10 protein-coding genes are annotated in these 13,310 nt (G+C 53.2%); 4 read left to right on the forward strand and 6 right to left on the reverse strand.

Features of this window, described 5'->3' with window-relative positions; genetic code table 11:
- Positions 1–195: 195 nt before the first annotated feature.
- Together HPY30_14910 and HPY30_14915 are read left to right on the forward strand one after the other, a co-directional pair.
- Complete coding sequence (locus tag HPY30_14910) at positions 196–951, forward strand: GGDEF domain-containing protein (GenBank protein ID QYZ68075.1); 756 nt, start codon at positions 196–198, stop codon at positions 949–951.
- A gap of 301 nt (positions 952–1,252) precedes the next feature.
- Positions 1,253–2,962 carry a L,D-transpeptidase family protein gene (locus tag HPY30_14915; GenBank protein QYZ67154.1) on the forward strand — a complete coding sequence of 570 codons (1,710 nt, stop codon included), beginning with the start codon at positions 1,253–1,255 and terminating at the stop codon, positions 2,960–2,962.
- A 34-nt stretch (positions 2,963–2,996) separates the two neighbouring features.
- On the opposite strand, the gene HPY30_14920 is transcribed toward HPY30_14915, so the two are convergent.
- Together HPY30_14920 and HPY30_14925 are read right to left on the reverse strand one after the other, a co-directional pair.
- Entirely contained in the window at positions 2,997–5,381 is a 2,385-nt protein-coding gene (locus HPY30_14920; protein QYZ67155.1) for a hypothetical protein, read from the reverse strand.
- Positions 5,374–5,871 carry a hypothetical protein gene (locus tag HPY30_14925; GenBank protein QYZ67156.1) on the reverse strand — a complete coding sequence of 166 codons (498 nt, stop codon included), beginning with the start codon at positions 5,869–5,871 and terminating at the stop codon, positions 5,374–5,376. Before HPY30_14925 ends, HPY30_14920 begins: the two co-directional genes overlap by 8 nt.
- A gap of 261 nt (positions 5,872–6,132) precedes the next feature.
- On the opposite strand from HPY30_14925, the gene HPY30_14930 reads away from it, so the two are divergent.
- A complete protein-coding gene (locus HPY30_14930; GenBank protein ID QYZ67157.1) occupies positions 6,133–6,711 on the forward strand; it encodes a DUF882 domain-containing protein in 579 nt (192 codons plus the stop codon).
- Between the two features lie 106 nt (positions 6,712–6,817).
- Here the strand turns inward: HPY30_14930 and HPY30_14935 are convergent, their stop codons facing one another.
- Positions 6,818–7,318, reverse strand: coding sequence for a hypothetical protein (locus HPY30_14935; GenBank protein ID QYZ67158.1), 501 nt, complete (start codon positions 7,316–7,318; stop codon positions 6,818–6,820).
- A gap of 110 nt (positions 7,319–7,428) precedes the next feature.
- Between HPY30_14935 and HPY30_14940 the strand changes: the two genes are divergently transcribed.
- Positions 7,429–9,741: a DNA polymerase II gene (locus HPY30_14940; GenBank protein ID QYZ67159.1), complete on the forward strand. Its 2,313-nt coding sequence runs from the start codon at positions 7,429–7,431 to the stop codon at positions 9,739–9,741.
- 96 nt (positions 9,742–9,837) lie between these two features.
- Here HPY30_14940 and HPY30_14945 read toward each other — a convergent pair whose 3' ends face one another.
- The 3 genes from HPY30_14945 to HPY30_14955 form a co-directional block, all read right to left on the reverse strand.
- Positions 9,838–10,377: a hypothetical protein gene (locus tag HPY30_14945; protein QYZ67160.1), complete on the reverse strand. Its 540-nt coding sequence runs from the start codon at positions 10,375–10,377 to the stop codon at positions 9,838–9,840.
- 579 nt (positions 10,378–10,956) lie between these two features.
- The gene (locus HPY30_14950) at positions 10,957–11,556 is read right to left on the reverse strand and encodes a response regulator (protein ID QYZ67161.1); all 600 of its coding nucleotides are present in this window, start codon (positions 11,554–11,556) and stop codon (positions 10,957–10,959) included.
- A 126-nt stretch (positions 11,557–11,682) separates the two neighbouring features.
- Positions 11,683–13,104 (reverse strand): PAS domain S-box protein, encoded by a 1,422-nt coding sequence (locus tag HPY30_14955; GenBank protein QYZ67162.1) that lies wholly within the window; start codon positions 13,102–13,104, stop codon positions 11,683–11,685.
- Between the last annotated feature and the right edge of the window lie 206 nt (positions 13,105–13,310).

Below are 13,310 nucleotides of genomic sequence, written 5' to 3' on the forward strand. Positions count from 1 at the left end.
AGCATGGCAGTTTTGAAAAAAGTATCAACCGTCCAGGTAATCGATTCTCTGGCAGAGATTACCCGGTTTCACGACCGGGATTTGATCGAATAAAGCTTGGTGAAAACTCTGGCTGAGGTTGCGCCCAGCAAGGAGCTGCGTCTCTACCAGGTGTCTGGTGAAGCAGAGAATCTCGATCTACTTCTGCTTGCTCACATGGCCGAGAACAAAGAGGTTTCAGGTATTCCTGCGATTGAACGGCATATCTCCAAAGCACTTTCCAAGGGCATTGCCGCTGCCGTGGAGGAGGGCGAGGTTGTCTCGGTAGACGATGACAGGCGCAGCATAACAGATACTGTCTATCCGGTATTCAATACCAGGAATGAAGTCTTCGCCGTGTTGGTGCAGTTTACTGAAAAATCCAGTTTTGAACTTCAACGCCTGACCTATGGACTGCTGAAGGTCTACTCAAATTACCTTACTCTGCTGGATAAAAATCAGAAAGACAAACTCACCGGCTTGTTGAATCGTGAAACCCTGAGCACTGAAGTGATGAAACAGCTGACTTTGCGCTGTCACAAACGTAACAGTGCCAGGTCTGAGGTAAAGCGCCGTTCTGAAGATGAGGCCACCTACTGGTTGGCGTTAATTGATGTCGATTTTTTCAAGAGGATTAATGATCAATTTGGTCATCTGTTTGGGGATGAAGTGCTCACTCTGTTAGCGCGTCTGCTGACTGATACCTTCCGGGATGGGGACCTGATTTTTCGTTATGGCGGTGAAGAGTTCGTCGTTATTCTCAAGGTATTTTCTCAGAAAGATGCGGCTTCTGTGCTGGAACGCTGCCTTAGGACGGTGGGGTCCCACGAGATGCCGCAGGCAGATTGTATCACTATCAGTATCGGGGCAGTTGAAATCAGGGATCAAAACGGTACTGCAGATGTGATCGGAAGTGCCGGCAGGGCGCTTTAGCATGCAAAAACAACGGGCGGAATCAGTTGCACTTCTACGAAGATCTGGTCGAGCAGAATTTGCTGAAAAACACCGAACAACCTCAAAGCGGTGAGATCGATCTTTTCTAGCCATAATCCGGCAGGTCCTTGACAGAATAGGGTAATCGCAGTTGAATCTATTTCGGCCTTTATACTCTGAATGTTAGGAGTTGCTGAGTTAGCCTGCTTGTGCGCATCAGCGTACCGGCCTCTTTTTCCATGCACATGCCCCTGGAAAAAACCGCAACTGCGAAACGGTTGAGGATGCTTCAGGTATCTGGATGGAAAAATCGCATAACTACATATCTACCATAATCGGGCTTTTCTGTGTCACGCTGTGGTGTGGAACAGTAAACAGTGCGTCGCTTGAAGACGAACTGCGTGGTGTGGCGGCGATTCGCGAGCGTCTGCAGGCAGTGCTACAGGATGTAGAAGTCGCCATTCCCGCCCGTGAACCCAACTGGATGTTGTTACAGGCTTTCTACGAGGATCGGAAGGGACGAGCGGTATGGCATGAGAGTGAGCACCTCAATGCCCAGGGTGAGACGCTACTGACCCTGCTTGGCAACGCCTTGACGGAAGGTTTGGAGCCTGTTGACTATCATTTTTCGCGTTTGAAAGCATCACGACTCCTGCGGGATCCGGCTGTGGTTTTGGAACGTGAACTTCTACTCACCGATGCCTTTTTCCGCTATGCAGGCGATCTTCGTGGAGGCCGTGTCAAAGCGGCAGACCTGGATCCGCTCTGGCACTTCAATTTTGACCGGGCTGAACCGATGGAACTCCTGCAGGCCGCGTTGTCGGCAGATGGCCTGTCTGACCTGTTGGGTGACCTGGCTCCAGGCGCGCTGGAGTACAAGCGTTTGCGGCAGGTGCTATACGAGTACCATGAAATCGAGAGTAAAGGGGGCTGGAAACCCTTTCCTGCGGTTCAGATCCTGCGTCCAGGTGATCGTCATCCCTCGATTTTGTTGCTACGGGAGCGGTTGCGTATTGAAGGTGACTATCTCGAACCATTGGCGGATGGGGATGACTATTTTAATCCACCGTTGGAAGCTGCGGTGAGACGTTTCCAGCAGCGCCATGGACTGGATGTGGACGGCCGGGTTGGCCCGAAAACAAGGGCTGAGCTGAATGTATCCGTGGGACACCGCCTTGCCCAGATCAAGGCCAATATGGAGCGTTGGCGTTGGTTGCCCCACTCTTTGGAAGAACGTTATCTGTTGGTCAACACTGCAGGTTTCGAAGTGACGATGAGGGATCAGGGTGCAGAGGTTTTTCACCGACGCACTGTCGGTGGCAAGCTGGAACGTGAAACGCCCTCCTTCAAAAGCCGGATTACCCATCTGGTGCTCAACCCTCAATGGACGGTTCCAAGACGTATTGCAGTGGAGGATTTACTGCCAAAACAGTTACGGGACGACAATTTTTTCGACAGTAAGGGGATTGCAGTATTTCGTAAGGGAGAAGAAGGGGGCTGGATTCAGGAGGATGCGGCGGCTATCGATTGGAGTTTGTATCACAAGAATGACTTCCCCTTTGTCCTGAGACAGATGCCGGGTCCCCGCAATAGTCTGGGCCAAATCAAATTTCATATGGTCAGCCCCTACGCGGTCTTTCTTCATGACACCCCTGCAAAAGGACTCTTTGAACAGCCAACACGCCCTTTCAGTTCAGGATGCGTGCGGGTTGAGTCTGCCTCCCTCCTGGCTACACAACTACTACAGGGGGAGAGCGAGCAGGCCTCTGCATTGGCGCTGCAGGAGGGTATCGATTCCGGTCAGACGATGATCTGGCGGTTAAAGCAACCGATACCGGTCTATCTGGCCTACTTCTCTGCATGGGCGAATGAGGATGGTATCCCCCAGTTCCGGGCTGACGTCTATGGCCTGGATGCCCCTTTGATCCAGGCTTTGGCGTCCGGTGGCAACAAGCTGTCCAGTCTGTCGGTAGCGGGACTGCCTCTCTCTTCCGATTCGGTGACTCGCTAAAGCGGGGTGTCGACCCCGCTCAGGAGGCTCGGACTTATGGGCAATCTCCCGCATCCGCACCACAACGGCAAGCCGTCAGTGAATCGATCTGTACCTCTGCGAGCGCGTCAGAACCTGTGAATGCCACATCGACCTTAAAGAAGATATTATCGCTCTGCCGCTCCAGGATAAATGACGGCGATACGGTGTCACTCACTGGATTGTCATGCGTCCTGCTGAATATCGTCCAGTTTCCATTGATCGTAATAAAATTGGCTTCCGATATCTGATTCTGGTCAGGAATGAATGCCTGTAGTGCAGATACGTCCAAAAATGCACTGGGATCAGTTGTGGTGACAACCCTGATCGTGTCTATCCCTGAGGCATCGATCTGGATAATCGATGGCATCTCTCCAAGTCCTGGCAGGTATGGCAAGGCGGTTTGCAGGGTAAGTGGATTGCTGCAAACACCACCCGGATCTGTGGCGGTTATATTTACCGTATCCGCAGTGCTGTCGAGCTGGCCGTCATTTACGACAAGCGAGAGTTGGTAGACACCCTCAACATCGGGTGTAAAAACCGGTTGCTCAAGGGTTGGTGTTGCCAGTGATGCATCGGACATCATGCTCAACAGAGGCACTGATTCAAAATGCCAGAGGAAGGTGATTGGATCCGTATCAGGATCACTGCTGCCACTGCCGTCCAGGGTAACCTGCACGCCTGTTACCGCATCGGGCTGGTCGGGGCCTGCATCGGCGACAGGCGGTGAATTGATCATCGATCCGGAGACAGTAACTGTTACGCTGTCGGAATCGCTGCTAACCTGATTATCGTTAACGGTCAGCCGTAAAATATAGTTGCCGTTCACTGTAGGGGTAAAGGTCGGACTGGCCTCTCTGCCTTCGGAAAGCAGTGGCCACGCGCCTGGCCAGGATGTCCAGTCTACCGGCGTGGAAACCAGGCTCCAGCTATAGGCTACAGGGTCAAGGTCAGTATCACTGCTATTGCTGCCGTTCAATGTGACCGGGAAATTGGCCGTGACATTCTGATCGGTGCCAGCATCCGCGACCGGCGGGGTATTCGTGGTGACCTTATAGACTATTGTGTCGTAGTCCAATTGATGGATATTTAATGCCACCACGCCTACAACATAATCCCCCTCCATATCATAATTCAGCTGGGCACCATTCGGATCAAGGGGATCAGAAGTCACGACAGTGGCGTTACTGGTGGCCGGTTTGTTGATCAGTCCCCAGCCATAGCCGGTTATTCCACTGACGGGGATGGAACGACTGGCATCCAGTATCTGGCTATCCGGTCCAGCATAGAAGATCTGCTGATCCGGTCCAAGAAGGGAGACAGGTTCAGGTGTGTCAGATGTTGCCGTCACCTTCACCCGGTCCTGATTTTTCCGGTCATAGAGACTTTGATTAAAGACGCCGATCAGATCACTGCTGCTGTTACGCTCACCATTATCGACCGACAGAAAGAGTACATAGAGACCGTCCACATCAGGGGTGAATGAAGGCATTGATGTATTGGCGCCAGATAGAACGGCATGACTCCCCAGAGGTCTTGAATAGAACTGCCATGCGTAGGTCAGGGGCCTGCCATCCACATCATGGCTTTCACTCCCGTCGAGGTTCACCTGTGTGCCTGTGCTGACTCTTTGTTCAGGTCCGGCAATCGGTGTGGGGTGGGCATAACCTTCTGACGGATAGACATAGACGTCGACATGATCAGGAGTAGCTACCCAGTCATCCTCATCTATCACATGCAGGCGAATCTCATAGTGGCTCTTCCGTCCATCATTCTCATTGAATTCAGCGATAAAAGTGGGATTGACTACATCTCTTGAAGAGAGTGCTGAGTTGCTGTCCAAAGGACGTTCAGTCATGAACCAGGTATAGATGAGTGATTTGCTTATATATCGATCAAAACTGCGACTGCCATCCAACTCAACCAATGCACCATGTTTTGCGACAATATCCGCGCCTGCATTAGCGGTTGGCCTGATCTCATTAGACTCCGCATAAGCGGTAATCGTGACATTGTCCAACCCGGTATGTCCGTTATGTTTGACGGTTAGTTGAGCAATATATTCACCCGGGTAACTGGCAAGAAATGTTGGATTGAGAACGTTTGTGGCACTCATCCAGAATTGTGCCTCTGCCGGCTTTTTTATCATTTCCCAAGAGTAGACAGCACTATTTGCACCAGGATCCGCCCCAAGGGGGGTGTTACTGCCGCTGCCATCGAGGTGGACGGTTGACCAAGTCCGGACATGCTGGTCGGGACCCGCGTCGGCGATAGCATAGGGATCGAAAAGGTCCTGAACGCTGTCGCCGGAACCTAAAATCGTCAAGATACCAAAGACGACCACCAGAACGAGCGACGCTGTTCTCCAGGCCTGTAAACCCTTATTATTGATCTTAAGCATGATCCACCTCCCACCGCTGGACCTTATGCAGGGTTAGTAATGCCGCAGCTGTGCCAAAGAGAATGAAAAGCACATCCAGGGGATCGAATGTACCGGTTAGAAAATAGGTGTCCGCGACTTCGAGGAAAGGAAAGTTTTCAAACCACGCGGGTATCTTTTCAGTCAGGTATTGAGCGAAAAACGGGTGCTGACCGAATTCAAAAAAGAGTTCTATGGCTATCCAGCATAGACAGATCAGGGCCAGTCCAGCTCTGGACGGATTAAGCACGACGGCTGTGAGTAAAATAAATGCATAGATATGGATGAAGGAGGGAACCGAACTACAAACAGCTGCGGCCGGCATGGAGTAACCGATCGCTTCAGGAAAGATGCCTGCCAGGAAATAGACTGAAGAACTGTTGCGGCAAGCCAGATATACAAGCCCTCCCAGCAACAACAGCCCTAGGGCCACCGCCGATAAAATCCGACCCGAACGCCCAAAAGCAGCCATCTGCCGCCTCCTCTACTCCAATAGTAGTTAACTTCGTGATGGCTGATCTGCTATTCGGCTGACACTCATGATTCAGATCAATCGTTATCCAATTATTCGAGATGTGGGGCCGAAATTGGCTGAATAGCCGCCAAATCACGTGAATTTGGTCACAGGTTTGGCACTTCTCCAGCATATTCTGTTAACCTTGCCCTCAATTTATCTGCCGGATGGCCGAAAATAGTTAGCAGAAACAACCTGCTGGATGAAGATTGAGGGCTCATGAAGTTACAGAACAAAATCTCTGCCGATTCTCAAGACACCATCAGTCGTCGCCGCTTTCTGAGTGGTTGCGCCGTTTTGGCCAGTGGTTTGATAGCGCCATCCTGGGTCGCAGCTGCCGCCCGTAGTGAAGCGCGGAGCCTGGCTTTTCGCCATCTGCATACCGGGGAACGGCTGACGGCCACCTACTGGGCCGATGGAGCGTATCTGGATGACGGGCTTCAGGAGATCAGTCATCTGCTTAGAGATCACCGTACCGGGGACGCCCAGACAATCGACCGGGATCTGCTGGATCTGCTGCATACGCTGAAAACAGGGCTCGGCTCCAATCGATCCTTCCGCATCATTTCAGGTTACCGTTCTCCCCATACCAACGCGATGCTGCGGGGCAAGAGTGGGAAGAGTGGCGTGGCCAAGCGCAGCCTGCACATGCAGGGCAAGGCGATCGACGTACGCCTGCCCGGGACTGAGCTTCACAATCTTCGCAAGGCGGCACTGGCGCTGAAGGGCGGTGGTGTCGGTTACTACCCCAAATCAGATTTTGTCCATCTGGATACAGGCCGCGTCCGATTTTGGTAGGGCGCTAATCTCTATGGGGTTAATTCCCCGCACCTTGTCGTGAAGCGTGAGAAATCACGGCGGGTCCCTCCCTGTGCTTTAACATCTAACCGGTTTTGATTGGACATCAGTCCATTCCAAAGACCTGCTCGACGGTCTGGCCGCACTTGTTTTCGATATCGCTGATGTCGAAGGTTTTTCCGCTTGCCGAAACACAACTGATCGAGACTATGAATGGCGCCTTGAGTCCCGTGATTCGGGTAACCCGTACAGGCCCTGTCGTATAGTTGAGATCAAGCAGCGCCAGTTTTCTCGAGTGTAGTCTGATGTACTGGCCTCTCACCCGGGCTCGCCCATTGCGCTGCTGCTGGGGGATGTTGTTGCGCTCGTAGGCTTGTTGCAAGCGATGATTGGCAGCCTCAGCGGTTTGCTGACGAATATTTTCCAAATAGCCTTGATCCATCGCTGATTCGGTCAAAGTGCCTGCCGGTTCTTCTGAAGTCGAGATGGTGTCTGGTGATTCGCTGACACTGCAGCCGATGAGAGTGAGGCTGAGAATCAGAGACAACAGTGGGAAGACGCTGTTCTTGTGCCTGAGGGTTTGGGGGTTTGGGGTAATATTGGGCATAGTGATAATAAACTACCCTTTCTGTCGGCTGCGGTGTAGTTTTTTGTCGTTCAGATTTTCAATCTCTTTGGGGTTAATCGCTACGGATGTCCAGGAAAAGATACTGATAGATGCCGGCAACCACTGGATTTTTGCTAACCCGTCACTGGAGAGACAGGCCTAACGGGATCGATCTCGTCTTTTGGGTTCACACCCGGGAAGGGCCACTGCGCTGTGTCTATCCGGGTCAGCGTGCCGTCTGTTTCATTCCATCCGAAATCCAGCTGGGGCCGGATTACCTGCCGGGAAGCTCTCCTGAACGCAAGCCTTTGGATCTGCATGGGCTGGATGGCGTGACCGTCGATGGACTCTACTTTTCTGCACAGAAATTGCTGCAGCAGTTTCGTGAACGGGCCACAGTCGATGCCATTCCCCTCTACGAATCAGACATCAAACCCCATGACCGCTATTTGATGGAGCGTTTTATCACTGCTCCATTGGAGGTGTTGGGTCATCCAGTCCAAAAGGCGGATTATCGGGAGTTGGTCAATCCACGACTGCGCCCAGCGACGATCACTCCCGAACTCAGTTATGTCAGTCTCGATATCGAGACCAATGCATTTAGCAGCGAAATCCTCTCCATCGCCTTGAGTTGCCGGGGTCGCGAGGCCATTTTGATGCAGGGAGATGGAGCGGACTGGACGACCGATCTGCCTGTCGAATGGTTTCCAGGCGAATGTGAACTGCTCAGTGGTTTTTTTGCACGATTGCGAAAGTGGGATCCGGATCTTATCCTGGGTTGGAATGTCATCAACTTCGACCTGAATACCATCGAGTTGCGATGTCGCTACCATCGTTTACGGTTCGACATGGGGCGCGGGGAGGAACAGGCGGCTATTCTGCAGCCCCAGAAGACAGGACAGGTCAGGATCGCCAGCATTCCCGGCAGGGTGGTGCTGGATGGCATCGATAATCTGAAGGCGGCCTTCTGGCGTTTCGACAGTTTTGCCTTGGGTTTTGTGGCGCACAAACTCTTGGGTCGCAAGAAGTTGATCGAAGGGAGTGAGGGTAAGGTCGAGGAGATTCTGCGGCTCTTCCGGGAGGATAAACCTGCGCTGGCGGCCTATAACCTGGAAGATTGTCGACTGGTGGAGGCGATCTTTGAAAAGACCGATCTGCTCAATTTCGTGATTCAGCGATCGGTGATGACGGGTCTGCCACTGGGGCGTCAGGGTGGATCGGTAGCCGCCTTCGACAACCTCTATCTGCCCAGACTCCACCGGGCGGGCGCCGTGGCCCCGGATATCGGCGCCAACACAGACGGCGTTTCCAGTCCCGGCGGTTATGTGATGGACTCCCAGCCGGGACTCTATGAAAATGTACTGGTACTCGATTTCAAGAGTCTCTATCCCAGCATCATCCGCACCTTCCTCATTGATCCGCTCGGTCTGGTCCGTCCGGGTGATGACCCGGTGCCGGGTTTTCTGGGCGCCGGTTTTTCCCGCAAAGCGTCGATTCTGCCGGACATCATCACCGAACTTTGGCAACAGCGTGATGAGGCCAAACGGCAGGGAGACCGTTCACTTTCCCAGGCGATCAAGATCATCATGAACTCCTTTTACGGGGTGCTGGGCTCCAGCGGTTGCCGTTTCCATGACGCTCGTCTGGCCAGCAGCATTACCCGTCGGGGGCATGAGATTATCACTACCAGTCGGGACTACATCGAAGAGCAGGGTTATCGTGTCATCTATGGGGATACCGACTCGGTATTCGTATTGCTTGGGCCGGATCACGACGAAGCGGCGTCAAAGCGTATCGGCCGGCAACTTGCGACCTCCCTCAACCAGTGGTGGACTGACAAACTACAGACTGAATACCATCTGGAGTCGGCCCTGGAGATTGAGTTCGAGACCCACTTCATCCGCTTTGTCATGCCTACCCTCAGGGGAGCGGAAACGGGGAGTAAAAAACGCTACGCGGGTTACGTGCGTAACGGGGAAGGAGAGTACGAACTGGTGTTCAAGGGGTTGGAGAGTGTACGTAGTGACTGGACTCCGTTGGCCCAGGTCTTTCAGCGGGAACTCTACCGGCGGGTCTTTTTCACTGAACCCTGGGACGATTACATTCGGGAGACGGTCGCAAGCCTCAAGTCGGGCGCACTTGATGAACAGCTGGTCTATCGCAAGCGCATCCGCAATCCTTTGGAAAGCTACCAGCGCAACGTGCCGCCTCATATCCAGGCAGCCCGCAAACTGGAGCGGGCGGGCCGCTGGATCAGCTATCTGATCACCCTCAATGGTCCGGAGCCGCTTGCTGATCTGCGGAGTCCCATTGATTATCAACACTACATCGATCGGCAGTTGGCCCCCGTGGCGGATGGCATCCTCCATTTTCTCGGCGGGAGTTTCGAACGTATTACCACCAACCAGATGGACCTGTTTTGAATCTTTTGGGTTTAATTTCGTAGGAGCGGACCTCCCCGCGATTACTCCGTAGGTGGATAAATCGCTGCGAGTGGCCGCTCCTGCAATAACGTGCTGTCAAAACAGCTCAGCGCCGTTGCCGGAGATGCTCTCAGTTCCCTTGCTTGATCGCTGTTCCACTTCGCTAACCGGCGATTGGCGCTCACCACCCAGAAACTGGGTTACCAGACTGCCCAGTTGCTGGGCCAGTACCTTGAACTCGTTACCCAAGGCTGATGTCTCGTTCGCAAACTCCTGCATGACTTTCACGCAGCGCCCAAGCGGGTGTGTGAGGATATAGAATCCACTCATGGTCAATAGTAGAAGCAGCAGGAATCCTGCGCCGCCGATCAGGTAGAGACGTTGTGCGCCACTGCTTACTTGGGTCAGTGCCTCGGCGACTACCGCTTCCGCCTGGGGTGATAGTGTCAATCCGGCGATGGCATGCAGGCTCGCTTCGATCTCATGTTGGGAGTGGGCCGCACTGGTCAGTCCCAGAAAGAATATCACTCCAATCAATACGGCTCCGGCGAACAGCCGCTGTTTAATGCTGAAATAGGAAAAACTATTCTTGGGACGATTCAATATGTTCCCTGTGTTTTTCTCTTCGTTGATCAAGAGAATCCTCCTTGAAATACCCGATAAAAGCCGTCTTCTGAGGAAAAGTAATTGACGAATGCCTCCCACGACATCGGACGATCCAACAGGTAACCCTGCACACAATCGCATCAGCCGTCATGCCGAAACTGTAACTGCTCTCGTAACTGGGGTATCAAACGCAGGGAGAGTCCGCTGGCGATGCCATTCGATTCGGGGGGAGAGGCCTTATTCTTCTGGGGAAAAGCACCCATACTGCCATTTTCCTGAAAAAGTAGTCAGGCAGCGCCGCCAGGCACTGCAGAATGGCGGTTCGGGGCCGGGAAAGGCACTTAGGCCAATCCTGTAAGCGCTTTCGGGGACGGGTCCTGGCCCCCGATTGCGGGAAAAACAGAGTTGCTTTCAGATCTTTTCGGCAGCGTAGGTTGGATCTTTACTCTGAAAGAATGAAAACAACGCTATATTCCTCAATTCAGGTGTGTTGTCGGCTGTTTACAACTCAAGTTTCGGAGTTCGTGATGATGGTTGGTATGGGGTGCGGTTTCTCTAAATGCGGCGAACGTAGGGTGCGCTGTACGCACCATGATGGCTGGCCGCTTCCTATGCGTTCCTGGAAGATACGCTGTTAAGCGTTTCCAGTGCGTTTACAAGATCCTCTGCCACCTCTGTGAGCTTGCGATGGTTGGAACGGGCGTGGCGGCGCAGCATTTCGAAGGCTTCGTGTTCACTTAGGCCTTGGCGATAGGCCAGGATGCCCACAGCGGTGTTTACCGTTCGCTCCCCGCTCAGGGCTTGTGACAGTTGACCCTCTTTCTCGCGTAACTGGCGGATCTCGGCGCTGCGTCCCAAAGCCGCCCGTATTGCGGCCTGGAGTTGAGGCGGGTCCACCGGTTTGATCAGGTAACCCAGCGCACCTTCCGCCACGGCCCGGTCCACCACGTCATCGTCGCCGTAGGCGGAGAGGAAGATAAAAGGGATGTCGCTATTCTGACGCAGCCAACGGGCGACTTCGACACCGTCTATCCCAGGCATACGTATGTCGAGAACCACCAGATGGTGATGGTGTCTGCTGCAGAGTTCGATGGCGGTTTCACCGCTGTCCGCCTCCGACACTTCGTAACCAGCGAGGCGTAATCCCTCACCCAAGGTGGAGAGAACCAGACGGTCATCATCGACCAGGAGGATTTTTGTACTGCCCATTGTCATTCCCTATCTTCATGTCCATTGAAATGCGGAGGGGAGCCGCTCCCTAAAATGCTCCTGCCTATTTATAGCAGATTAGTTCATTCTACTGAATAAGCCTGGAAAAAAAGAATATGGTTCTTTTTACGACTCTTTTGTACCCCAGATCACTGGAGGTTCCAACAGCAGTTCCGCAACCACATACCCCGATTTGGACTCAAGTGAAAGTTTGGCTCCTTTTGTCGGCAGCAGCGTGCGAACGATCTTGAGGCCCGTCCCAAGCATCGCTGCTGTATCGAGATCAAGGCTTTCCGGCAGACGCTTGCTGTGGTTACGTATCTGCAGGCGGACGCCGGTATCCGTCGTGCCAAATTGAATCACTACCGGTTGCTTCCCGGGTGGTGGTGAAGCGTGTTTGATCGCGTTGGTAATCAGTTCGTTGATCACCAGGGCAACAGGTATGGACTCTTCCCGATTCAGTTCCATCGAGCAGACCTCGTCGACCTCCAGTACAAAATGTGCGGGGCGAGTGTTACGGTAGACATTGACGCTGGCCAGGAGAAGTTCGCTGATCTTTATGCGTTCACCGCCGGTGTCGCACTGCAGCCCGTAAACGGTGGCAATGGAGCGTATCTGGGAGATGGCCTTGTTAAGGGTCTCCTCGGCAGGGAGGCCGCTCTGTGAAAGATTGTGCAGCAGCCCAATTACCCCCTGAAGATGGTTCTTGATGCGGTGGTGTACCTCACGGATCAGGGTTTCGCGGTGGGTTTGCTCCTCATCCAGGCGCCTCTCCTGTGCCTGCTTCTGTTCGGTGATTTCGAAGCTGACTCCCACCAGTCCCGTCACTGCACCATCTGTGTCGAACACCGGGGTTTTGGTGGTGGAGAACCAGCGGACGGCGCCTGTTGGATCGGGAACCGCCTGCTCCAGGTCTGTAAAGACGCGTCCATCATCGATTACCTCGCAATCACTGGATTCGAACCCCCTGGCCGTGTTCGGGGGAAAAATCTCTGCGTCTGTTTTACCGATGATCTGTTCTGCAGACATCTCCATGAAGGCCAGGAATGCCTGGTTCACCGACTCGTAACGCAGTTGGCGATCCATAACATAGACGGGAGCGGGAATGGTATCGAGCAGGCTGCGCAACTCAGCGTTTTTCTGCAGCAATTTCACCTCGGTTTTTTGGATGTCCGTGATGTCGGTGAGTATGCAGTGGGTGCGCAGGAAATGGCCCTGCCTGTCGTGGGCTATTCGGCCGTTTATCGAAAAGAGTTTTTCAGTGCCGTTCTTGCATTGGAACAGGATTTCGACCCTGTCGACCAAACCGCACGCTAGAAATTCGGCAAAAGTTTGGCTGAGTTTTACCTTCTGGCCTGGCGCATGGAACTTGCCGATGGATTGGCCAAGAACTTCCTCACGGGTATAACCCAATGTCTCTTCCCAGGCTCGGTTGATGGAGAGAATCCTGCCTTCCTCGTCCAGGCTTTGGTAGGGCAGGGGAGCCTCTTCGTAGAGCCGGCGAAAGTGTTCCTCGTTGGTTTCGATCTCTTCCGGAGTCGCGCTCATTCCTTTTTCCTGTCAAGGGCTCTGGTGACAGTATACTTAAACTCTGAGTTTCTGGGATGGCGGAGAATACGCTAAGATATAATCGCTGTTTATCTGGATCATCAAGGAAAAGTGATCATGGAAAAGACAAGGATGGGTCTTGTTTTAGCGCTGTTTCTTCTGCCCTTTCTCGCCGCTTCGGCGGATGCGCCAAACTTTCTTCTGCT

It is taken from the genome of Gammaproteobacteria bacterium (ex Lamellibrachia satsuma) (genome assembly GCA_019623805.1).
Lineage (GTDB): Bacteria > Pseudomonadota > Gammaproteobacteria > Chromatiales > Chromatiaceae > QGON01.

Excerpts from the sequence above, each read along its gene's own strand:
- HPY30_14910 (QYZ68075.1), top strand. The coding sequence starts at position 196 with ATGGCCGAGAACAAAGAGGTTTCAGGTATTCCTGCGATTGAACGGCAT.
- HPY30_14915 (QYZ67154.1), top strand. The coding sequence starts at position 1,253 with ATGGAAAAATCGCATAACTACATATCTACCATAATCGGGCTTTTCTGT.
- HPY30_14920 (QYZ67155.1), bottom strand. The coding sequence starts at position 5,381 with ATGCTTAAGATCAATAATAAGGGTTTACAGGCCTGGAGAACAGCGTCG.
- HPY30_14925 (QYZ67156.1), bottom strand. The coding sequence starts at position 5,871 with ATGGCTGCTTTTGGGCGTTCGGGTCGGATTTTATCGGCGGTGGCCCTA.
- HPY30_14930 (QYZ67157.1), top strand. The coding sequence starts at position 6,133 with ATGAAGTTACAGAACAAAATCTCTGCCGATTCTCAAGACACCATCAGT.
- HPY30_14935 (QYZ67158.1), bottom strand. The coding sequence starts at position 7,318 with ATGCCCAATATTACCCCAAACCCCCAAACCCTCAGGCACAAGAACAGC.
- HPY30_14940 (QYZ67159.1), top strand. The coding sequence starts at position 7,429 with ATGCCGGCAACCACTGGATTTTTGCTAACCCGTCACTGGAGAGACAGG.
- HPY30_14950 (QYZ67161.1), bottom strand. The coding sequence starts at position 11,556 with ATGGGCAGTACAAAAATCCTCCTGGTCGATGATGACCGTCTGGTTCTC.
- HPY30_14955 (QYZ67162.1), bottom strand. The coding sequence starts at position 13,104 with ATGAGCGCGACTCCGGAAGAGATCGAAACCAACGAGGAACACTTTCGC.